General features: G+C 75.0%; 19 protein-coding genes and 1 pseudogene. 10 read left to right on the top strand and 10 right to left on the bottom strand.

Annotated elements, in window-relative coordinates; genetic code table 11:
* Positions 1-38 precede the first annotated feature (38 nt).
* The gene (locus ACIOHG_RS36895; RefSeq protein WP_400957864.1) at positions 39-1,199 is read right to left on the bottom strand and encodes a glycoside hydrolase family 19 protein; all 1,161 of its coding nucleotides are present in this window, start codon (positions 1,197-1,199) and stop codon (positions 39-41) included.
* Positions 1,200-1,421: 222 nt separating this feature from the next.
* Here ACIOHG_RS36895 and ACIOHG_RS36890 point away from each other — a divergent pair, with 222 nt between their 5' ends.
* Both ACIOHG_RS36890 and ACIOHG_RS36885 read left to right on the top strand, forming a co-directional pair.
* The gene (locus ACIOHG_RS36890; RefSeq protein WP_400957862.1) at positions 1,422-2,186 is read left to right on the top strand and encodes an enoyl-CoA hydratase family protein; all 765 of its coding nucleotides are present in this window, start codon (positions 1,422-1,424) and stop codon (positions 2,184-2,186) included.
* 184 nt (positions 2,187-2,370) lie between these two features.
* On the top strand, positions 2,371-3,135 hold the full coding sequence (locus ACIOHG_RS36885; RefSeq protein WP_400957859.1) for an acyltransferase: 765 nt from the start codon (positions 2,371-2,373) through the stop codon (positions 3,133-3,135).
* A 59-nt stretch (positions 3,136-3,194) separates the two neighbouring features.
* Here ACIOHG_RS36885 and ACIOHG_RS36880 read toward each other — a convergent pair whose 3' ends face one another.
* The gene (locus ACIOHG_RS36880) at positions 3,195-4,469 is read right to left on the bottom strand and encodes an MFS transporter (RefSeq protein ID WP_400957857.1); all 1,275 of its coding nucleotides are present in this window, start codon (positions 4,467-4,469) and stop codon (positions 3,195-3,197) included.
* A 17-nt stretch (positions 4,470-4,486) separates the two neighbouring features.
* Between ACIOHG_RS36880 and ACIOHG_RS36875 the strand changes: the two genes are divergently transcribed.
* Positions 4,487-5,722: an ROK family protein gene (locus tag ACIOHG_RS36875; RefSeq protein ID WP_400957854.1), complete on the top strand. Its 1,236-nt coding sequence runs from the start codon at positions 4,487-4,489 to the stop codon at positions 5,720-5,722.
* Positions 5,723-5,812: 90 nt separating this feature from the next.
* Here ACIOHG_RS36875 and ACIOHG_RS36870 read toward each other — a convergent pair whose 3' ends face one another.
* Positions 5,813-6,547: a polyprenol monophosphomannose synthase gene (locus ACIOHG_RS36870; RefSeq protein WP_400957851.1), complete on the bottom strand. Its 735-nt coding sequence runs from the start codon at positions 6,545-6,547 to the stop codon at positions 5,813-5,815.
* Between the two features lie 144 nt (positions 6,548-6,691).
* Here ACIOHG_RS36870 and ACIOHG_RS36865 point away from each other — a divergent pair, with 144 nt between their 5' ends.
* Positions 6,692-7,573 (top strand): PhzF family phenazine biosynthesis protein, encoded by an 882-nt coding sequence (locus tag ACIOHG_RS36865; protein ID WP_400957848.1) that lies wholly within the window; start codon positions 6,692-6,694, stop codon positions 7,571-7,573.
* 394 nt (positions 7,574-7,967) lie between these two features.
* Complete coding sequence (locus tag ACIOHG_RS36860; protein WP_400957845.1) at positions 7,968-9,077, top strand: PLP-dependent cysteine synthase family protein; 1,110 nt, start codon at positions 7,968-7,970, stop codon at positions 9,075-9,077.
* A gap of 8 nt (positions 9,078-9,085) precedes the next feature.
* Here ACIOHG_RS36860 and ACIOHG_RS36855 read toward each other — a convergent pair whose 3' ends face one another.
* Complete coding sequence (locus ACIOHG_RS36855) at positions 9,086-9,523, bottom strand: DUF4267 domain-containing protein (RefSeq protein WP_400957842.1); 438 nt, start codon at positions 9,521-9,523, stop codon at positions 9,086-9,088.
* Between the two features lie 124 nt (positions 9,524-9,647).
* On the opposite strand from ACIOHG_RS36855, the gene ACIOHG_RS36850 reads away from it, so the two are divergent.
* The 3 genes from ACIOHG_RS36850 to ACIOHG_RS36840 all read left to right on the top strand — a co-directional run bounded on the left by ACIOHG_RS36850 (position 9,648) and on the right by ACIOHG_RS36840 (position 11,675).
* Positions 9,648-10,220 carry a TetR/AcrR family transcriptional regulator gene (locus ACIOHG_RS36850; protein ID WP_400957839.1) on the top strand — a complete coding sequence of 191 codons (573 nt, stop codon included), beginning with the start codon at positions 9,648-9,650 and terminating at the stop codon, positions 10,218-10,220.
* Positions 10,221-10,296: 76 nt separating this feature from the next.
* Positions 10,297-10,641 carry a hypothetical protein gene (locus tag ACIOHG_RS36845; protein WP_400957837.1) on the top strand — a complete coding sequence of 115 codons (345 nt, stop codon included), beginning with the start codon at positions 10,297-10,299 and terminating at the stop codon, positions 10,639-10,641.
* A 26-nt stretch (positions 10,642-10,667) separates the two neighbouring features.
* Positions 10,668-11,675, top strand: a complete 1,008-nt coding sequence (locus tag ACIOHG_RS36840) for a hypothetical protein (protein ID WP_400957834.1) — start codon at positions 10,668-10,670, stop codon at positions 11,673-11,675.
* Positions 11,676-11,678: 3 nt separating this feature from the next.
* Here the strand turns inward: ACIOHG_RS36840 and ACIOHG_RS36835 are convergent, their stop codons facing one another.
* Positions 11,679-12,557, bottom strand: coding sequence for a LysR family transcriptional regulator (locus ACIOHG_RS36835; protein WP_400957831.1), 879 nt, complete (start codon positions 12,555-12,557; stop codon positions 11,679-11,681).
* Between the two features lie 120 nt (positions 12,558-12,677).
* Here ACIOHG_RS36835 and ACIOHG_RS36830 point away from each other — a divergent pair, with 120 nt between their 5' ends.
* Positions 12,678-13,400, top strand: coding sequence for an SDR family oxidoreductase (locus ACIOHG_RS36830; protein ID WP_400957828.1), 723 nt, complete (start codon positions 12,678-12,680; stop codon positions 13,398-13,400).
* Between the two features lie 10 nt (positions 13,401-13,410).
* On the opposite strand, the gene ACIOHG_RS36825 is transcribed toward ACIOHG_RS36830, so the two are convergent.
* The 5 genes from ACIOHG_RS36825 to ACIOHG_RS36805 form a co-directional block, all read right to left on the bottom strand.
* Positions 13,411-15,831 (bottom strand): right-handed parallel beta-helix repeat-containing protein, encoded by a 2,421-nt coding sequence (locus ACIOHG_RS36825; RefSeq protein WP_400957825.1) that lies wholly within the window; start codon positions 15,829-15,831, stop codon positions 13,411-13,413.
* A 159-nt stretch (positions 15,832-15,990) separates the two neighbouring features.
* Positions 15,991-16,911 carry an MOSC domain-containing protein gene (locus ACIOHG_RS36820; protein ID WP_400957823.1) on the bottom strand — a complete coding sequence of 307 codons (921 nt, stop codon included), beginning with the start codon at positions 16,909-16,911 and terminating at the stop codon, positions 15,991-15,993.
* Positions 16,912-17,479: 568 nt separating this feature from the next.
* Positions 17,480-18,136 (bottom strand): DUF6643 family protein, encoded by a 657-nt coding sequence (locus ACIOHG_RS36815; protein WP_400957820.1) that lies wholly within the window; start codon positions 18,134-18,136, stop codon positions 17,480-17,482.
* A 346-nt stretch (positions 18,137-18,482) separates the two neighbouring features.
* A complete protein-coding gene (gene mscL, locus ACIOHG_RS36810) occupies positions 18,483-18,941 on the bottom strand; it encodes a large conductance mechanosensitive channel protein MscL (RefSeq protein ID WP_400957818.1) in 459 nt (152 codons plus the stop codon).
* Positions 18,942-19,028: 87 nt separating this feature from the next.
* Positions 19,029-20,231 carry a DegT/DnrJ/EryC1/StrS family aminotransferase gene (locus tag ACIOHG_RS36805; RefSeq protein ID WP_400957815.1) on the bottom strand — a complete coding sequence of 401 codons (1,203 nt, stop codon included), beginning with the start codon at positions 20,229-20,231 and terminating at the stop codon, positions 19,029-19,031.
* A gap of 125 nt (positions 20,232-20,356) precedes the next feature.
* On the opposite strand from ACIOHG_RS36805, the pseudogene ACIOHG_RS36800 reads away from it, so the two are divergent.
* Positions 20,357-21,295: pseudogene (locus ACIOHG_RS36800) on the top strand (RNA-guided endonuclease InsQ/TnpB family protein); the annotation flags it as partial.
* Positions 21,296-21,371: the final 76 nt, after the last annotated feature.

Raw genomic sequence — 21,371 nt, 5'->3', positions numbered from 1 at the left:
GTCATCCGCACCGCCGCCCCGGCCGCTGGTCCGGCCGGTCAGCAGCTCAGGTTGCCGCCGGTCGGCACCCCGAGGATCGAGGTGAAGGAGGTGTACGCGTTGACCCGGCTCTGCACCTGGGCGGGGTTGCCGCCGTTGCACTCCAGTGAGCCGTTGATGGAGCGGATGGTCTCGCCGAAGCCGTTGCCGTTGACCATCGCGTTGTGCGGGGTCATGGTGCCCGGCCCGTTCTGGGTCATCCAGTACCAGATGCCGGTCTTCCAGGCGACGGCCGCGTCGGTCTGCACCAGGTTGGGGTTGTGCAGCAGGTCGATGCCCAGGGCGTCGCCGGCCGCCTTGTAGTTGAAGTTCCAGCTGAGCTGGATCGGCCCGCGGCCGTAGTACGCGGCCTGGCCGGCCGGGCAGCCGTAGGGCTGGGTGGTGTCGCAGTAGTGCGGGTAGTTCGCGGTGTTCTGCTCGACGATGTACACCAGGCCGCCGGTCTCGTGGCTGATGTTGGCGAGGAACGCCGCCGCCTCCTGCTTCTTCACGGTGTCCGAGCCGGTGTTGGCGAACGCCGGGTAGGCGCTCAGGGCCGTGACCAGGCCGGAGTACGTGTAGAAGGAGTTCCGGTTCGGGAACATCTGGTTGAACTGGACCTCGGAGACCACGAACCCGCCCGGGTTGGGGGTGGTGCTGGTCGGGCTCGGGCTGGTGGTGCCGCCCCCGCCGGTGCAGGTGTACGGGCTCCAGTACCAGGTGGAGACCGTCGGGTCGTAGCCCGGGTTGTCGTGGGTGGCGATGTAGTACTGGCCGTTGGGGGCGTACTTCACGATCGCGCCGGTGGCGTACTGGGTGCCGGCCACCCAGGTCGGGTGGTTGCAGGTGCCCTGGGACGGGCTCGGGCTGGTGGTGCTGCCGCCACCGCCGCCGCAGGCGCCCTGGTCGGCCCAGACCCCGGAGCCGCCGGTGCTCGGGGTCTCGCCCTGGGTCCACCACTTGGCGTTCCAGTTGTGGCCGTTGTAGGAGGCGGACATGCCTCCGGTGTACACCTGCGCGGCGGCGTACGGGGCCGCGCAGGCCGCCGCCGCGGTCGAGGTGGTGGGCACCACGACGGCCAGGCCGGCCGCGGCGAGCGTGCCGGTCAGCAGCGCGGCGACCTTGCCGCGGCGGGAGCCGGCCCGGTGGGCGGCCCGGTGGGAGGTACGGGTGTGGGGCATCAGCCACTCCTTGTGGGGGAACGAGCGGTGTGCCCAGTACTCAAGCGAGCCTGTCCCGGCACTGTCAATAGGTCTAGACCTTAAGGGAGTTGAGGCCGTGTACGGAGTTCCCGGCCGCGCGGCCCCCCGAAGATCCGGTACTGGCCAGTAGGGCCGGGGTGTGCCAGGGTGCAGACGACGCCCCGTCCGACCCACCCTCAGCCGGAAGGCAGGCCCCACCAGATGACCGCCCAAGCGCCGCTCGTCCGCCGTACCACCGCCGACGCCGTCGCCACCCTGGAGCTCGACTCCCCGCACAACCGCAACGCCCTCTCCACCCGGCTGATGGCCGAACTCACCGGGTACCTGGCCGACGCCGCCGCCGACCCCGAGGTCCGGGCCGTCGTCCTCGGCCACACCGGCCGGGTGTTCTGCGCCGGCGCCGACCTCTCCGAGGCCACCGGCGACGACCCCACCGTCGGCCCGCGCGGCCTGGTCGCCCTGCAGCGCGCGATCGTCGACTGCCCCAAGCCCGTGATCGCCCTGATCGACGGCCACGTTCGGGCCGGCGGCCTCGGCCTGGTCGGCGCCTGCGACCTCGCCGTCGCCGGACCGGACTGCACCTTCGCCTTCACCGAGGCCCGGCTCGGCCTCGCCCCCGCCGTCATCTCGCTGCCGCTGCGCCCCAAGCTCGACCCGCGCGCCGCCGCCCGCTACTACCTCACCGGCGAGACCTTCGACTCCGCCGAGGCCGCCCGGATCGGCCTGGTCACCGAGGCCGCCGACGACGCCGGGGCCGCGCTGAAGACGATCCTGGACGCGCTGCGGCTCTGCTCCCCGCAGGGCCTGGCCGAGTCCAAGCTGCTCGCCAACGCCGCCGTCCGGGAGTCGTTCGACCGGCACACCGAGGAGCTGGTCGCGCAGTCCGCCCGGCTGTTCGGCTCCGAGGAGGCCCAGGAGGGCATGCGCGCCTTCCTCGCCAAGCGGCCCGCCCGCTGGGTGCGCTGAGCCCGCGTCCGCGCTGAGCCCGCCGGGGTGCGCCGAGTCCGCCGGGTGCGCCGGGCCCGCGGCCGTGCCCGCCCCGGCGGGGCGCTGACCTCGGACGGAGGGTCAAGTTACCGGCCGGTGTGAGTTTGGTCCCGTTGCCGGTCGGGGGCCGCCGCGGGCCCCCGCCGGCCGCTACGGTGAGCGCATGTCGATCGTCCGTGCGCTGCTGGGGTCCGTCCGCGAGAGGTCGCGCCGGACGGCCGGGCGCGCGGTGCACCGCGGCTGGCGCTGGGTGCAGGAGGCGGGCGCCGTCAGCAACCGCAACCCCGGCCCGTACCGGTTCGGCGAGCTCGGCGACGGCACCAAGCTGTCCTTCCCGCTCGGCACCGTCTTCAACGAGCGCTGGATCACCATCGGCCCGTTCTCCATCATCGGCGAGCGGGTCACCCTCTCCGCGGGTTTCCTGCCCGGGCTCGACCTCGGGCCGGAGCCGATCGTCCGGATCGGCGGCGGCTGCGTGATCGGGCGCGGCAGCCACATCGTCGGCCACCAGGAGATCGTGCTCGGCGACGACGTGTGGACCGGCCCGGACGTCTACATCACCGACCAGGCCCACGAGTACCGCGACACCGGACTGCCGATCGGCAAGCAGTGGCCGCGCAACGCGCCGGTCTCGATCGGCGCCGGCTCCTGGATCGGCACCGGCGCGGTGATCCTGCCCGGCGCCCGGATCGGCCGCAACGTCGTGGTCGCCGCGAACTCGGTGGTGGCCGGCGAGGTCCCCGACTTCGCCGTGGTGGCCGGCGCCCCGGCCCGCCCCGTCCGCACCTGGGACCCCGAGGACGGCTGGCAGCCCCCCATCCGGCACGAGCCCCCGCGCCCCGTCCCCGACGGCGTCACCGCCGAACAGCTCCGCGCCCTGGTCGGCTGGGACCTGCGCCTGCCGGGCGAGAAGCCGGCCGCCGAATAGCCGGGGGCCCGGCTGCCGAACGGTCTGCGGCCGGGCCCCGGCGGGCGGCCGGCGGAGCGTCAGGCGGCGTGGTGGCGGCGGACGGTGACGGCCAGTAGGCCGACCAGGGCCGAGCCGGCCGCGACCGTGAGCAGGGCCGCGGGCAGCGAGAACGCGTCGGCCAGGAAGCCGATCACCGGCGGGCCGACCAGCATGCCCGCGTAGCCGAGCGTGGAGGCCGTCGCCACGCCCTGCGGCCCGGCCACCGCACCGGCCCGGGCGATCGCCAGCGGGAAGACGTTCGCCAGGCCCAGCCCGACCAGGACGAACCCGGCCAGCACCACCGGGACGGACGGGGCCAGCGCGGCCGCCGTCATCCCCGCGCAGGCCGTCAGGCCGCCGAACAGCATCACCCGGGTGCCGCCGAGGCGCTCCGACAGCCACGTCCCGGACAGCCGGCCCGCCGTCATGGCGAAGGCGAAGGCCGCGTAGCCGGTGGCCGCCAGCGCGGCGCCCGCGTGCACGTCGTCCGTCAGGTGCAGGGTCGCCCAGTCCGCGAGCGCGCCCTCGCCGTACGCGGTGCAGAGCGCGGTGAGGCCGAGCAGCAGCACGAGCAGGCGGGCGTGGGCGGACGGGCGCCCCGCGGCGGTGGCCGTTCCGACGGTTTCGGCGGCGGCCCTGGTGGCGGCGGGCCCGGCGGCCGGGGCGCGCAGCAGGGCGGCGCCCGCGAGGGCCGTCACGGCCAGGCCGAGCGCCGCGGCGGCGGCCAGCGCCCAGGCGGCGCTGATCCGGCCCGCCAGCAGGCCGCCGACCGCCGCGCCGAGCAGGCCGCCGAGGCTGTAGCCCGCGTGGAAGCTCGGCATGACGGGCCGTCGGAGCTGCGCGACCAGGTCGACGGCGGCGCTGTTCATCGCCACGTTCGCCGCGCCGTAGCCGGCGCCGAACAGCAGCAGCACCGCGCCGAGGCCGAGCACCGAGTGGGTGTGCGCGGGCAGCGCCACGGCCGGCGCGAACACGCCGATCGAGGCGACCGTGACCCGGCGCGAGCCGTACCGCAGGCAGAGCCGGCCGACCACGGCCATCGTGGCGACCGCGCCGGCCGAGACGCAGAGCAGGGCCAGGCCGAGCGCGCTGTGCGAGGCCGCGACCTGGGCCCGGACGTCCGGGATGCGGACCACCCAGGCGGCGAACAGGAAGCCGTCGACGGCGAAGAAGGCGGTGAGGGCGAGGCGGGCCGCCGTCCAGGAGGAGCGTCGGCCGGACGGTGCGAGGGCGGCGGCGGAGGAGGAAGCGGCGGAGGAAGCGATGGAGGCGGAGGCGGCAGGGCGGGCTTCTGTTTTGTTCAGTAGCGGCACAAAGTCAGAATAGGGGAGTGCCGCACACACCTTCAACCCCCTCGACGAGCCCGCAGCGACGGACCGCGCCCGACCGCGGCCGCACCCTGCTCGGCCCCGCGCTGCGCCTGATCCACACCGGCCGGGCCCCCACCCGCTCCGCGCTCACCGGCGCCCTCGACGTCACCCGCGCCACCGCCGGGGCCGTCACCGCCGAACTGGAGGCGCTCGGCCTGATCAGCGTCGACTCCCGCCCTGCCGGCGGCGGCCGCGGCCGCCCCTCGCACCGCCTCGCCCTCGCCGACCCCGGCCCCGTGGTGATCGCCGCCCAGCTGCACGCCGACGGCATCTCCACCGCCCTCGCCGGACTCGGCGGCCGGCTGCTCGCCCCCGTCCACCTGCCGCTGCCCGCCGACACCTCGCCCGCCGCACTGCTCGGCGCGGTCGCCGAGGCCGGGGCCCGGCTGGCCCGGGACAGCCGCCGCCGGGTCCTCGGCTGCGCGCTCGCCCTGCCCAACCCCGTCACCGAACCCGACGGCACCGCCCTGGCCGCCCTGCACTTCGGCTGGCCGTTCGGCACCCCCGTGGCCGAGCTGTTCGCCGAGGCCGTCGCCCGCGCCGACCTCGGCCCGCGGGCCCGCCCCGGCCTGCCCACCGCCGTCGCCAACGACGCCAACCTCGCCGCCCTCGCCGAGCACCGGCACGGCGCCGGCCGCGACGCCCGCCACCTGCTGCTGGTCACCTCCGGCCACCGCGGCGTCGGCGGCGCCCTGGTCGTCGACGGCCGCCTGCACACCGGCAGTTCGGGCCTCGCCCTGGAGGTCGGCCACCTCACCGTCGACCCGCTCGGCCGCCGCTGCCCCTGCGGCAACCGCGGCTGCCTGAACGCCGAGACCGACACCGACGCGCTGTTCGCCGCCGCCGGACGCCGCCCCGACCCGGCCCGGCCGCTGCTCCCGCAGGCCCGCGCGCTGGCCCGCGACCCGGCCGCCGCCGACGCCGTCGCCCACGTCGTCGACCGGCTCGGCCTCGGCCTCGCCGGACTCGTCAACATCCTCAACCCCGACCGCATCGTGCTCAGCGGCCTGCACCTCGACCTGCTCGCCGCCGCCCCCGACCGGCTCGCTGCGGTGGTCGCCGAACGCTGCCTGTGGGGCCGCAGCGGACGCGTCCCGATCGTCCCCGCCCAGGTCGTCCACGCCGGGCTGGTCGGCGCCGCCGAACTCGCCTGGGAGCCCTGCCTGGACGACCCGCAGGCCGCGGTCGCCCCCTGACGGCCCGTCAGAAGCACTTCCCGGCACGGGAAAAGCTAACGGCGCGGGGGACGGAGACCGTCCACCCGCGCCGTTCGGCGTCCTGCGGGATTACTTCTTCTTGCCGAAGCGGAGCTTCCACGGGGCCACCGCGGACTCCAGCTGCACGCCCAGGCTCATCTTCGACATGCCCTCGATCCGCTCCTCGAAGCGGATCGGCACCTCGGAGATCCGCATGCCCTGCTTGACCACGCGGTAGTTCATCTCGACCTGGAACGAGTAGCCGTTGGACTGCACCGAGGGCAGGTCCACCCGGCGCAGCGCCTGCGCCTCCCAGGCCTTGAAGCCGGCCGTCGCGTCCTTGACCTTCAGGCTCAGGATCGCGTTGACGTAGAAGTTCGCCCACGCCGACAGCGCCTTGCGGTGCCACGGCCACTCCGACGCGGTCGAGCCGCCCGGCACGTACCGCGAGCCCAGCACCACCGAGGCGTCCGAGTTCTGCAGCAGCTCCACCATCTTCGGGACGGCGGTGTGCGGGTGCGACAGGTCGGCGTCCATCTGCACCACGATGTCCGCGCCGTCCTCCAGCGCCCGGCTCATGCCCGCGATGTACGCCCGGCCCAGGCCGTCCTTCTCGGTCCGGTGCAGCACCGAGACGGTGCCGCCGGAGTCGGCCGCCAGCTTGTCCGCCACGTCGCCGGTGCCGTCCGGGGAGTTGTCGTCGACGACCAGCACGTGGAGGTTCGCCATGCCGAGGTCGGCCAGCCGGCCTACCAGGGTGGGAAGGTTCTCCCGCTCGTTGTAGGTCGGGACAACCACAACAACCTTGGGGTGGGCCTCAGCCATGTTCTTCTTTTCCTCGATGATGCGATGCCAGCCGGAGGCAGCAGTCTAGCGTCGATCGTTCGACCCCCCTCTCCGGGGTCCGGCTCCCGGGAAAGGGCCGTCGCGGGGCGGGAATCCGGGCCGGGGGCTCCTCGTTCACCGGGCATGACCGACACCGCTCCGGCCGCTTCCGCTCCGACCGATTCCGCCGAACCGCTGCGCTACGCCGCCTTCACCGCCGACCCCGCGGGCGGCAACCCCGCCGGGGTGGTCCTCGACGCCACCGGCCTCACCGACGAGCGGCAGCTCGCCCTCGCGGCCCGCCTCGGCTACTCCGAGACCGCCTTCCTCACCGCCGTCCCCGGCGCCGACCGGGCCTGGGCCGTCCGCTACTTCAGCCCGCTGGCCGAGGTGCCGTTCTGCGGCCACGCGACCATCGCCTCGGCGGTCGCGCTCGGCGAGCGGCACGGCCCCGGCGCGCTCCGCTTCGACACCAGGGCGGGGGAGGTGCTGGTCGAGGTCACCGCGGCGGCGGACGGCGGGTACGCCGCGACGCTGACCAGCGTGCCGCCGGCGGTCGAGGAGGTGGCGGCCGCGGACGTCGCCGAGGCGCTGGCCCTGCTGGGCTGGCACCCCGAGGAGCTCGACCCGCGCCACCCGCCGCGGATCGCGTACGCCGGGGCCCGGCACCTGGTGCTGGCCGCCGCGACCCGGGACCGGCTGGCCCGCCTCTCCTACGACTTCGACGGGCTGGCCGCGCTGATGCGCCGCCTCGACCTGACCACCCTGCAACTGGTCTGGGAGCAGGACGCCACCACCTACCACGTCCGCAACCCCTTCCCGGTCGGCGGGATCGTCGAGGACCCCGCGACGGGGGCCGCCGCCGCGGCCTTCGGCGCCTACCTCCGGGAGGTCCACGGCCTCGACGGCACCCGGCTGACCCTCCACCAGGGCGAGGACCTCGGCCGCCCGGGCCTCCTCACCGTCGACCTGGCGGCGGGCCGGGCGGGAGTGGCGGTCACGGGGCAGGCGGTACGTATTTTTTAGGCACACGGTCGGGAACATCAGGGGCCCGGGGAACGGCGGGGCCGAGAGGCGTGGGGCCGGGACACAGTGGGGCGCAACGGGGCTTTCGCAAAGAACCTTCGGCCCGAAACGGGGTGGCGCCTCGCGGCCCGTCGGTCACCTGCCACTCGGCTCCGCCGTTCCCCGGGCCCCTGGAGCTTCGCTCCCATCGGGCCCAGAACGGAGCTTCGCTTCCGGCGGGTTTAGGACGGAGCTTCGCTCCCAGGGCCCGGAACGCGAAGTCCGGCGGGCCCCTGGAGCTTCGCTCTGCTGTTCGGCTGTCCCATAAGGGGAAGCTGGGGGCTCCGTAATAGTCACTTATCGTAGTCGACTGTTACAGTGAGTGGATACCAGGCGGCGGCGAGGAGAGTGCGCGATGACCGAGCGGTTCCAGGACGTGGATCGGAGCGACCCCGAGTACCGGGCCTGGTTGAAGGAGGCGGTGCGCCGGGTGCAGGCCGATGCGAACCGGTCGGCGGACACGCACCTGTTGCGCTTCCCGCTGCCGGCGGAGTGGGGGATCGACCTGTACCTGAAGGACGAGTCCACCCATCCGACCGGGAGCCTGAAGCACCGGCTGGCCCGGTCGCTGTTCCTGTACGGGCTGTGCAACGGCTGGATCCGGCCGGGGGCGCCGGTGATCGAGGCGTCCAGCGGGTCGACCGCCGTTTCGGAGGCGTACTTCGCGCAGCTGATCGGGGTCCCGTTCGTCGCGGTGATGGCCCGCAGCACCAGCCGGGCCAAGATCGAGCTGATCGAGTTCCACGGCGGCCGATGTCACCTGGTGGAGAGCGCCTGCGAGGTCTACGAGGCGGCGGCCAAGCTCGCGTTCGAGACCGGCGGCCACTACATGGACCAGTTCACCTACGCGGAGCGGGCCACCGACTGGCGCGGCAACAACAACATCGCCGAGTCGGTGTTCGCCCAGCTCCGGCTGGAGCCGCACCCCGAGCCGGCCTGGATCGTGGCCACGGCCGGTACCGGCGGCACCTCCGCGACCATCGCGCGGTACGTGCACTACATGCAGTTCGACACCCGGATCTGCGTCGCCGACCCGGAGAACTCGTGCTTCTTCGACGGCTGGGTGCACCACGACGACGACGCCACCTGCACCACCGGCTCCCGGATCGAGGGCATCGGCCGCCCCCGGATGGAGCCCTCCTTCGTGCCCGGCGCGGTCGACCGGATGATGAAGGTGCCGGACGCGGCCTCGGTCGCCGCCGTCCATCTGCTGGAGACCGTGCTCGGGAAGAAGGCGGGCGCCTCGACCGGCACCGGCCTGTGGAGCGCGCTGCGGATCGTCGCCGAGATGCGCCGCGAGGGCCGCACCGGCAGCGTCGTCACGCTGATCTGCGACCCCGGCGACCGGTACCTGGACAAGTACTACTCCGCGGAGTGGCTGGCCGCCGAGCGGATCGACCCCGCGCCGCACCGCGCCGCCCTGGAGGCGTTCCTCCGGGGCGGCGCCTGGGTGGACGAGGGCTGACGGCCCGGTCAGTTCCCGCGGGGCCCGCGCTCGGTGAGCAGCAGGGCGGCGGTGGCGACCACGAACAGGGCGGCGGTCAGGTGGACGCCGAGCGCCGTCGCCGTGCTGCCGTGCTGGGCCAGCACCGTGAGGCAGTCGCCGAACGGGGCGACGGACTCCGCGAGCAGCAGCCAGCCGAGGGCCCGGCGGTGGCCGGTCAGCAGCAGGAGCAGCGGGGCGAGGCCGGTGACCACGTCCCGGTTGCCCTTGATCCGGAGGAAGGCCGAGGCCCCGCCGTGCGGCCACTCCGGGAAGCCGAAGCCGGCGGCGGTGTGCTCCGGCGCCACCAGGTAGTTGATGCCGACGTAGATGATGAAGAGCGAGACCAGCACGGTGCCGGCGGTGGCGAGGCGGACCCGGAGGCGGCCGGTGGCGGGCCGGGCGGTGTCGGCGGCGATGGTGGACATGGCGGTTCCCCCTGCTGGACGGATCGTGAAGTGGGTCGCACCGCCCGATTGTTAGCGGCGCTAGCGACAGGAATGACGCTAGACCTCCGTTCGCCTCTTGTCTAGCAGTGCTAGGGTTCCGGGCATGGCTATCAAAGAACGCCGGGCGCGCGAACGCGCCGAACGGGAACAGCTGATCGTCCGCGCCGCCCGCGAACTCGCCGAGGCCGAGGGCTGGGAGGCCGTCACCACCCGCCGCCTCGCCGAGCGGATCGAGTACAGCCAGCCCGTCCTGTACAGCCACTTCGCGGGCAAGGACGCCATCGTCGCCGCCGTCGCGGTCGAGGGCTGCGCCGAACTCGCCGTCCTGCTGCGGGCCGCGGCCGCCGGCGTCGCCGAACCGCGCGCCGCGTTCGCCGCCGTCGCCCGGGCCTACCTGGCCTTCGCCGAGGCCAACCCCGCGCTCTACGACGCGATCTTCACCCTCCCCACCACCCTCCCGTTCGGCACCCCCGAGGCCCCGGCTCCCCTGCACGAGGCGTTCGCCGCGCTCGCCGAACCCGCCACCGCCAGCGCCCGCGCGGAGGGCCACGACCCCGGCGGCTACACCGAACTCGCCTGGTCCGCGCTGCACGGCATGGTCACCCTCGCCCGCACCGGCCGCCTCCGCAGCGACCTCGACCGCAGCCGCCTGGACGCCTTCACCGCCCTCTTCTGACGCCCCGTCGGCCCCGCCCGCAACCGGCGACGGGGCCGGACGCGTCCGAGGGGGCGAGGACGACGGAAGGGGCGGGATGAATCCCATCGGACGGATCAGTACGACAGTGGTGGGCGGGACGCTGGCCGGGCTGGCCACGCTCGCCGTGGTGCACACCCTGGCCCGCAACTGGCAGGGCTGCGACACCCACCTGGAGCCGGGACCGCGGGCCGCGCTCTCCATCCTGCTGGTGCCCTGCCTGCTCCTGCTGCTCGCCGCCGGCGCCCTGGCCGGCCGGGCCACCCGGCTCGGCGGCCTCCGGGAACGCTTCGAGGACCCCGAACTGCTGCGCCTGCTCGCGGTGGTCGGCGGCATCGTGCTGACCGCGATCACCGTCGTCACCCTGCTCCGGGTCGACGTCGCGCCCTGCCCGCTGGTCTGACCCCGCCGTCCGTCTAGGCTGCCCCGATGAGCGACGGGGTGTGGGACGCGTTCCCGGGGGACGGCGCGGCGGCGGAGCTGCGCGGGCGGTGGCGGACCGGGCTCGGGGCCCGGGCGGACGCGCCGGCCGAGCTGCTGCTCGCGCTGCTCGACGGCGACCGCCCGGACTTCCTGTACCGGAGCGGGCTGCCCGCGCCGGTGCTGGACGCGGCCGTCGCGCACCCGGCCAAGGGCGTGTGGGGGCGGGCCGCCGAGTCCGGGGCGCTGTCGCCGGAGCAGTGGGAACGGCTGCTGGCCGCGCTCGCCGGACGCGGCGCGAAGCCGGCCCTGCTCGACGGGCTGCGCGAGCTGCGGGACGAGTTCGCCGCCCGCCGGCCGCGCGTGCTGGTCGGGGTGGCCCGCCCGCCGAGCCCGGACGCGGTGCCGCCCCGGACGTCCGCGGAGATCGCCGCGCTGGCCGACACCGTTCCCGAGATCCCCGCCGAGGACCGCACGTACGCGCTCTGGTGGGTCGGCGCGCTGTTCCACGACCCGGACGCGATGCGGCAGTTGGCCGCCCACCCGAACCGCTGGGTGCGCCGCAGCGTGGCCCGCGCGCCCCGGCTGCCCGTCGACGTCGCCGCCCGGCTCGGCCGGGACGAGGACCGGGTGGTGCGGCTGTTCCTCGCCGAGTCCTGCGCGGACGCCCCCGCCGAGACCCTGCTCGACGTGTGGACCTGGTGGTCGGGCAGCTTCTCCTTCCCCGGCCGGCCCCGCAACCACCCCCACTTCCCCCGCGACGGCCTGCTCCGGTACGCCGACGACCCCCGCCCCCGGGTCCGGCTGCTCGCCCTGGACGACCCCGCCGCCCCGGCCGCGCTGGCCCTCCGGTTCGCCGCCGACCCCGACCCGGCGGTCCGCCGGGTCGCTGCCCGCCACCCGGCGCTGCCCGCCGCGACGCTGGCCGCGCTGCTCCGCGACCCCGCCACCGCCGAGGACGCCGCCCGCAACCCGGCCGTCCCGCTGCCGGTGGCGCTGCGGATGGCCGCCCCGTGACTCCTACGGGCGGGCCCGGGTGGCGAGGAGTTCGGTGAAGGCGGTGGTCAGGCGGTCCGGACGGGTCCGGGTGTAGGCCGCCAGCGGGCGGTGGATCGGCGGGTCGGGGTGCAGCACCGCCGCGTCCAGGCCCGGCGGCAGGACGGTCGCGGGCACCAGCGCGGGGCCCAGGCCGGCCGCGGCCAGCACCGGGGCGGCGGCGGTCTGCTCGGTGCGGACGGCCGGGCGCGGGACGAACCCGGCCCGGGCGCAGGCCCCGTCCAGCACCTCGGCCAGGCCGTGCCCCGGGGCGTAGTGCACCCAGTCCCGGCCGGCCAGCGCCGCCAGCGGCAGCACCCCGCCGGGCGGGTCCGCCAGCGGGTCGTCCGGCGGCAGCACCAGCACGAACTCCTCGACGCCCAACTCCCGTACCGGGCCGTCCCATTCGGCGGGCACCGGCCCCACCGCGAGGTCGCCCCGCCCGGCCGCGGTGGCCGCCCGGAGCTCCTCCGCGTGCGGGTACTCGCGCAGCCGGACCCGCACTCCCGGGTGCAGCCTGCGCCAGGCCCGCAGCACCGGCGGCAGCAGGCCCAGCGCGATCGAGTGCACGGTGCCGACCTCCAACTCGCCCTCCTCCAGGCCGATCGTGCGCCGGGCGGCCGCCCGCAGCCGCTCCGCGTCGGCGAGCGCCGCCCGGGCGTGCGGCAGCACCGCCCGCCCGAGCGGGGTGGGCCGGACGGTGCGCGGCAGGCGCTCCAGCAGCGCCCCGCCGAGCGCCGACTCCAGCGCCCGGACCTGGTGCGAGAGCGCGGGCTGCGTGACGTGCAGCAGCTCGGCGGCCCGGGTGAACGAGCCGGTGTCGACCACGGTGACCAGGTATTCCAGCTGACGGAGCGTTGCCATGCACGGAGTTTATCGATCCGGGAGAGAACAAGCCTTGGACGCATCGGGGCAGCCGGGCGCAGGGTGGTGGAGCGGCCGGGACGTCCGGCCGCACCACCCCGAGACCCGCAAGGAGCACCCGTGTCCGCCTCCCTGGAAGGCCGCCGCCTGGTCGTCGTCGGCGCCGGCTCCCGCACCGGCCGCCTGCTCGCCCACACCGCCGCCGCGGCCGGTGCCGAACTCGTCCTGGCCGGACCCGACCCGCGCAAGCTGGAGTGGACCGCCGGCGAACTGGCCGGCCCGTCCACCGTGCTGCCCCTCGACCTCACCGACGAGCCCTCGATCGAGGCGTTCGCCGCCCGGGTCGGCCGGATCGACCACCTGGTGTCCACCGCCGCGCTGCCCGCCAACGGGCCGCTCGCCGACCTGCGCCCCGCCGACATCCGGCGGGCCTTCGACGCCAAGGTGATCGGCCCGCTGCTGCTCGCCAAGCACCTGACCGGGCGGATCGCCGAGGACGGCTCGCTCACCTTCTTCTCCGGCGTCGCCGCCTGGCGCCCCGCCCCCGCCCGCACCGTGATGGCCACCACCAACGGCGCGCTCGCCTTCCTGGTGCGGGCCCTCGCCGTGGAACTCGCCCCCGTCCGGGTCAACGCCGTCTCCCCGGGCATCGTCGACACCGGCTCCTGGGACGGCCTCGGCGCCGGGAAGGAGGAGTTCCTGCGCGCCGTCGCCGCCCGCAACCCCGCCCGCCGGGTCGGCGCCCCCGAGGACCTGGTCAAGGCCGTCCTCTACGCCGTCGACAACCCGTACGTCACCGGCACCGTCCTGCACGTGGACGGCGGCGGCCGGCTCGCCGCCTGACCGGCCGGGCTCAGGGCAGGTCGGCGGGCACCAGCAGCTGCAGGTCCTCGGTGGTGGGGGAGGGCAGGTGGGCGACCCGGGAGGCGTGCCGCTCGATCATGGTCTCGAAGACCTGCCGGGCGGTGCGGCCGTTGCCGAAGCCCGCCGAGCGGTCGATCGCGGTGAAGTGGCTGCGCAGGGCGTCCTCGGTGGCGGCGTCCAGGCGGTACTCGTGCTCGGCGGCCTGGGCCCGGGCGATGTCGAGGAGCTCGTCGGCGCTGTAGTCGGGGAAGGTGACGGTGCGGGAGAACCGGGAGGACAGGCCCGGGTTGGCGGCCAGGAAGCGCTCCATCTCCGCGGTGTAGCCCGCCACGATCACCACCACCTCGTCCCGGTGGTCCTCCATCAGCTTCACCAGGGTGTCGATCGCCTCCCGGCCGAAGTCCCGGCCGCCGTCCTCCGGGGCGAGCGCGTACGCCTCGTCGATGAACAGCACCCCGCCGCGGGACCGGTCGAAGGCCGCCGCGGTGCGGATCGCCGTCGAACCGATGTGCTCGCCCACCAGGTCCAGCCGGGCCACCTCCACCAGGTGCCCGCGCTGCAGCACCCCCAGCGAGGCCAGGATCTCCCCGTACAGCCGGGCCACCGTCGTCTTGCCGGTGCCCGGGGAGCCCGTGAAGACCAGGTGGCGGCGCGGCGACGGCGCCTTCAGCCCCGCCCGCTGCCGGGCCCGGCCCACCGAGATCATGTCGATCAGCGTCCGCACCTCCTGCTTCACCGTCGCCAGCCCGACCAGCGCGTCCAGCTCGGCCAGCGCCACCTCGGCCGGACGGCAGTCCGGGATCGGCCCGATCACCGCCGTCGTCGGCGCCGACGACGAGGTCTGCACGGCCGCCACCAGGCCCGCCAGTGGCGGAGCGGACGGCGCGGGCACCGCCGCCGGGACCGCCGGGGCGGGCGCGGGCAGCGGCGCCGCGTCGTCCGAGGTGCAGCCCTCCGCGACCGGACCCGGCTCGGAGAACTCGAAACCCGCCCGGGCGTTGCGCTCCGCCCGGCAGCGGACCAGCCGCGTCCGGCAGCCGTCGATCACGTGGAAGCCGAACCCGCCGCCCTGCGACACCCGGACGTCCTCGAACTCGCCGCGCCCCTGCGCCGACACGTACACGCCTGCCTCGCTGGCGCCCCGCACCGTGCACCCGCGCAGCACCGGGTCCGCGCCCTTGGTGACGATCACACCGGTGGCGACCTCGGCGATCTCGCAGTCCGTCAGCAGGCCGCCCGACCCGTGGTCGCGGAACCACAGACCGGTCCCCGCGCCCTGGACCCGGCAGCCCGACAGCGTCGCCGACGCGCCGCCGCTCACCGACACCGCCGAGGAGCGGATCGCCGAGAACGAGCAGTCGCGGGCCGTCGCCGACGAGCCCTGGTCCAGCACGAACAGCGCGTCCGGCAGGTCGTCCAGCGCGCAGTCCGCCAGCTCCAGCGCCGCACCGTCGCTCACCCACAGCGCCGGGTAGTCGCCCTGCGCCGAATGGAACCGGCAGCCCTCCGCCAGCACCTTCGTCCCGCCGTCCCACACCGACAGCGCGCCCCGGCCGAAACCGTGCACCGTCACCTGGCGCAGCGTCAACTTCGCGCCGCCGCGCAGGTCGGCGGCGTTCTCCGGCACCTCGTGCACCCGGCAGGACACCAGCTCCAGCTCGGCCCCGCCGTCCAGGCTCAGACCGTTCCCGGAGACCCGGTGCACCGTGCAGTCCGACAGCCGGCCCACCGCCTGCGCCTCGGCCTGCACGCCCGAGCCGCGCACCTCGTACACCTCGCAGCCGACCAGCTCCGCGACCGTCCCCGGCTCCGCCAGCAGCACGCCCGCGCCGCCCGCCCCGTGCACCCGCAGCCGCTCCGCGCGCAGCTCCGAGGCGCCCAGCACCGCCACGCCGCTCTGCCCCGCCGCCGCGACCTCGCAGTCCAGCAGCTCCGCCCGGGACCCCCCGCGCAGCCGCACCCCCAGGCCGGCCGGGTTCTCCACCGTGCAGTTCAGCAGCTGCGCCCGCGCCCCGTCGACCAGCTCCACGCCCACCGCGGACGCGGTCTCCACCCGGCAGTCCGCCAGCACCGCGCCGTCCGCGCCCGCCAGCAGCACCGCCGGCGCCGAACGGTCCGAACCCTCGACCGTCAGGCCCCGGACCGTCGCCCCCGCCGTCAGCGTCAGCGCCGTGCCGCCGCGCACCGCGCTCTCCGGCGCCGAGATCCGCACGCTGCCCGGGCCCTGCTCGGCGACCAGCGTCACCGGCTTGTCCACCAGCACCGCCTCGCGGAACGTGCCCGGCCGCACCGTCAGGGTGTCGCCCGGCTCGGCGACCTCCAGGGCCTCGCGGAGCGTCGCGTACTCGCCGCCGCGCCGCCGCCAGCGGGAGGCGCTGTCCTGGGTGACCCGGACCCTGAGCTCAGTCATGACGATCTGTCATCCCCGCCTTCGTCGAGTGCATCGAGACGCTGCGCGACCGCCCCCACCGTAGCGTGCGGGACGGATCCGGCGGACCGCCGCCCGGGCTCGTCGCGGGTTCGCCGCCCGGTTCAACGAACGAGGCCGGGGGTGGTTCCGGCGGGCAGGTCAGGGGCGGTCCCGCTCGGGCGCCGGACCGAGCTCGGGCGCGGGCCCGCGCTCCAGCACCTCGACGTCGTCGCCGACGGTGAGCGTGCCCAGCACCTCCGGCGCCGGGACCGGCCGGACCGGGACCAGGTTCTGCCCGAACACCAGCTTCTGGCCGAACCGGTGGTGCCGGCCCAGCGCCCGCAGCGGCTCCGGGCCGCGCCGCTCGCCGGTCTCCTGGTCGGTGGTGGTCACCACGCAGCGCCCGCACGGCTTCGCCACCCGGAACTCCAGGCCGCCGACCCGGATCCGCCGCCAGCCGTCCTCCGCCCACGGCTCCGTCCCCGCGACCACCAGGTTCGGGCGGAACCGCTCCATCGGCAGCGCCGCGGCCTTCCGCGGGTCGTCCGGGTGGTCCTCGGCGATCCGGGCGTTCAGCTCGGCCAGCGAGGCCGTGGTGGTGAGCAGCAGCGGGTAGCCGTCCGCCATCGAGACGGTCTCCTCCGGCCCTGCGTACCTCGGGTCGATCGGCCGGCTCGCGGCCGGGCGGTCCAGGTGCACCAACCGGACCTCGCCGAACTTCGCCGGGAGGCGCTCGGCCAGCCAGACCGAGGTGTCCTTGCCGGCCTCGGCGGCCTCGAAGCGCGTCCCGAAGACCGCGACCTCGGCGGCGGGCGCGCCGGCGGCGACGGTGGGGGCCGCCAGCGTGTGCGTGCTCCCGTCCGGGGCGGTCAGCGTCAGCACCGAGCCGTCCGCGGACGGCTCCGGCCGGAACTGCCCGATCGACGGCTCGTCCCGCTGGGTCAGCGCGGTGCCGTCCGAGTCCACCAGCATCCACCGCCGGTCCCCGGCCAGGCCCCAGGGCTGCACCCGGGCGGAGGAGGGGGAGAGCCGGTACATCGACTTGACGGGGTACAGGTGCAGGGAGGCGAGATGCGGCATGCGGCCAATCCTGCCAGGCGGCAGCGCGAGGTCTTGGCGGGGCCCGGGGGCGGGGCGCTGCCGCGGGGGCCCGGCGGGGCGTCGCTGCGGGGCGGCCGTCCGGGGCGGGGGTGCGGTCGGCGGCCGGATCTCGCCGACGCTCCCGTTCCCCTTCGCGCAGTTCCCCGCGCCCCTGGCGGGGCGAGGGGGTTCTGTTGCGTGCAGTTTCCTGCATCCCTGGCGGGGCGGTCGGGTTCCGTTCCGTGCGGTTCCCTGCGTGCCCCGGCGGGGCGATGGGGTTTTGCTTTCGTGCGGTTGTCCGCGTGCTTGGCGGGCGATGAGGGTCTGTTCTCGTGCGGCTGTCCGCGTGCCCCGGCAGGGTGATGGGGTTCTGTTGTCGTGCGGTTCCCTGCGTGCCCCTGGCGGGCGGGCGGATCGGGTGGGGGAAGGCGAAAGCCCCCGGGGCGGTGGGGCCTCGGGGGCTTTGCGGGTGATCCTCGACCCGGGTGCGAGCGGTCGGTGATCGGGTGGTGGGTGGGGAAGGACGCGTCGGTGCGTCCGGGGTGACCTTGCCCCCCGTGGGAACGGCTCAGCCGGCCTGCGGGTACTGCCGGTACTGCTGGGGGTACTGCTGCGGGATGCCGACGCCGGGCTGGCGGACCTGGGGGGCGGTCGGACGGAGGCCGTTGCCGCCGAAGGACTGGTCGCCGAAGGTCTGCTGCTGGGGGGCGGCCGGCTGGGCGCCGAACTGCTGGGAGTTGAAGGTCGGCGTGAAGCTCTGCGGGGCGGCGGCGAAGCCGTTCGCGGGGGCCTGGGCCTGGTACTGCTGCCCGGGCTGCGGGTAGGCCGGCGCGGTCGGGCGCTGGCCCGGCGCGAAGTTCTGCGGGGCCTGGGCGTAGCCGGTGGGCTGGGCCATCGGGGCCTGCGCGTACCCGGGCTGGACCGGGATGTGCGGGGCCGGCACCGGGGAACTGCTCGGGCCGGGGCCGAGGGCCAGCCGGGCCGGCGGCAGCGCGGGCAGGTTCGACGCGGGGGAGTCGAAGCCGGTGCCGAACCCGCCGGAGTGGCCGCCGAAGCCGCTGCCGTAGGAGGAGGACCAGGAGGTGGCCGGGAGGGCCGGGGGCACGTTGATCGGCGCGATCTGGGGAATCCCGCGCTCTGCGACCAGGCTGTCGTAGATGGGCGTGCCGGAGGAGGGGGACGGAGAGGGGTAGCCGACTCCGTCGTAGGAGCGGGGCGAGGTCATGGGGCATACCGTAAGCCCACAACGCGCCTGCTGAGGAGAGCGGAACGGCTTGGAGTTCAACTGTTTACAGACTCTTCGCTCGCTCAAATCGGACAATTGACGGCAGAGTTGGGCGAACCGATGGGACGTTTCGGCCATCGCGGGTCTTTCGTCCGGGCACCGTCCGGTTGCCGCGCGCGGTACGAAAGGTTCCGCTGGGGTCCGGGAAAGGCCGCGCCAAGGTCCCGTTAAGCCGGAAGAGGTCCAGACCGCCGTACACCGGGCGAAACGGGCCCGCGCGGGCGGGGAAACGAGGCGGGCCCCGCCGAGGGGTCTCGGCAGGGCCCGCGGGGTGCGCTCCGGCGGCTCAGTGGGCGGACGCGGCCGCCTTGGCGGTGGCCTGGGCCGGGAAGCCCGGGCGGCCGGTCAGCTCGCTGGTGCAGTGCGCGCAGCGGATCGCGGCGGCCGGGACGGTGCTGAGGCACTCCGGGCAGTCGGCCTTGGCCACCGGGGTGTCCTTGACCGGGTTGAAGCGGTTCTGCAGCTTGCCGACCGGCATCACCACCGCGAAGTAGATCACCGCGGCGACCAGCACGAAGCTGATCAGCGCCTGCAGGAACGCGCCGTACGGGAAGGTGACCCCGGCGACGGTGAAGGCCTCCTTGCTGAAGTCGCCGACCGCGCCGGAGGCGATGCCGATCAGCGGGGTCAGGAAGGCGGCCACGAAGCCGGTGACGACGGCGGTGAAGGCGGCACCGATGACGATGCCGACCGCGAGGTCGACCACGTTGCCGCGCAGCAGGAAACTGCGGAATCCCTTGAACATGACCGACATCGTGGCGCGCCAACCTCCCTGCGGTCCAACCGAGTTCACCCGATCCGGGGAATGGGCGAACCGTCGTGCGAGGCTCGGTCAGGCACGCCCCGCAGCCGCTCCGACCTCGGCGGCGAACGGCTGGATACGCACCACCGTGTCGGCGACCCGGCGGACCGTCGCCGCGTCCATGTGCGACCACAGCGGGACGGTCAGCACCGAGTCCGCGAGCCGGTCCGTCAACGGCAGCGCGTCCGCCTGCCCGAGATGGGCGTACGCCTTCTGCCGGTTGACGGGCGGGAAGAAGTAGCGGCGGGTGTCGATGCCCTCCGCCTTCAGCGCGTCCGCCAACTGCCGGTTGTCCAGGCCGAACGCGTCCGCGTCCAGGATCATCGTCAGGTCCTTGAAGGTGGACGTGTCGCCCTCCTCCGGCAGTGCCAGTCGCAGGCCCGGCAGGCCCGCCACCGTGCGGGCGAACTCGGCCACCAGCGCGCCCCGGTGGGCCACCCGCTCGGGCAGGCCGGCCAGCCAGGTCAGGCCGACGGCCGCGTGCAGCTCGCTCATCCGGGCGTTCAGGCCGGGGAACAGGGTGTCGTAGTCGCCCGGGTTGCCGTAGTCCCGGGCGGTGCGCAGGGTCCGCGCCAGCGCCGCGTCCCGGGTGGCGACCAGGCCGCCCTCGCCCGCCACCGCGACCTTGGTCGGGCTCATCGAGAACACCTCGGCCAGGCCGAAGTTGCCGACCGGCACGCCGCGCCGCTTCGACCCGAACCCGTGCGCGGCGTCGTACACCAGCGGCAGGCCCGCCGCGTCCGCGACCCGCTGCAACTCCTCGGTCTGGCACGGCGTCCCGTACGCGTGGGTGGCCATCACCGCGGCCGGCGCGTCGGCCGCCTTCAACCGGGCCTCGGCGTCCGCCGGGTCCAGCGTGATGTCCTGCTCCCGGGCCTCCGCGAACAGCGGGACGCCGCCCGCCCAGTGCGCGGCGTGCGCGGTCGCCGAGAAGGTGAACCCGGGCATCAGCACCGGCCGCCCGCCGCCCACCCCCGCCGCCTGCAGCACCAGCATCAGGCCCGCCGTGCAGTTCGACACCGCCACCACGTGCGGCACCTCCAGCAGCTCGGCCGCCCGCTCCTCCAACTCGCGCACCGTCGGCCCGTTGGTCAGCATCCCGGAGTCCAGCACCGCCCCGAGCCGCCCCAGCAGCCCCTCCCGGTCCGGCACCCGCACCCGGGTCAGCGGCAGTCCGTCGGGAAAGGCGGGCGCACCGCCGAGGACAGCGGGCCGCGTCTGATCGGTCGTCATCGGAACTCCTTCGTGGAGGCCCCGGCTCCAGCCGGGGATTCGAGCGAGGCAGGGCTTGCCGTTCGGCCGCAGGAGCGGGCCGACCACCGGGGAAGCGGTCACGTGCGGGTGTTACGGTGTGTCGCGTGTCGGTCACACAGGTGGTGCGGGCGTTCCGCTTCCGCTTCCACCCGAGCGAGGCGCAGGCGGTGGAGCTGTCGCGGACGTTCGGGTGCGTGCGGCTGGTGTGGAACCGGGCCCTGGCCGCTCGCACGGAGGCGTGGGAGCAGCGGCGGGAGCGGGTGGGGTACGGGGCGACGTCGGCGATGCTGACGGCGTGGAAGCGCACGGAGGAACTGGCGTTCCTCAACGAGGTGTCGTGCGTGCCGTTGCAGCAGACGCTGCGTCATCTGCAGGCCGCGTTCGGCAATTTCTTCGCACGACGGGCGGGGCATCCGCGGTTCAAGTCGCGCAAGAGGTCGCAGGACGCCGCCGAGTACACGCGGTCGGCATTCCGTTACCGGGACGGGCAGCTGACGCTGGCGAAGACGGCCGAGCCGCTCGACGTGGTGTGGTCGCGTCCGCTGCCCGAGGGCGCGGTCCCGTCCACGGTGACGGTCTCGCGGGACGCGGCGGGGCGCTGGTTCGTCTCCCTGCTGTGCGAGGACCCCTCGGTCCGGCCACTGCCCGCGACGGGTGGCGCGGTCGGCGTCGACCTGGGCGTCACCGACCTGGCGGTGCTCTCCACCGGGGAGAAGATCCCCAACCCGCGGCACGAGCACCGTGACCGTGAACGCCTGGCCCGGGCGCAGCGGGCGCTGGCTCGGAAGGAGCGGGGTTCGGCGAACCGGCAGAAGGCGCGCCGAAAGGTGGCGCGGATTCATGCCCGCATCGCGGACCGGCGGCGGGACTTCCTGCACAAGTTGAGCACTCGGCTCGTCCGTGAGAACCAAACGGTCGTGATCGAGGACCTGCCGGTCCGCAACCTGCTCGGCAATCGGAGGCTGTCCCGGTCGATCGCCGACGCGGGCTGGGGTGAACTGCGGACGATGCTGGCGTACAAGTACGCCTGGGTGCGCCACGAGGCGCTGAACAACCGTATGGAGGTGGGAGACCTTCATCGCGTGGCTGTCGCAGCAGTCGCGTAGAAGCTGGGGGCAG

The sequence above is a fragment of the Kitasatospora sp. NPDC088134 genome, from assembly GCF_044741705.1.
GTDB lineage: Bacteria > Actinomycetota > Actinomycetes > Streptomycetales > Streptomycetaceae > Kitasatospora.
Note: the sequence above shows the minus strand (reverse complement) of the source record. Positions and strands in the feature narration are given on the sequence as shown.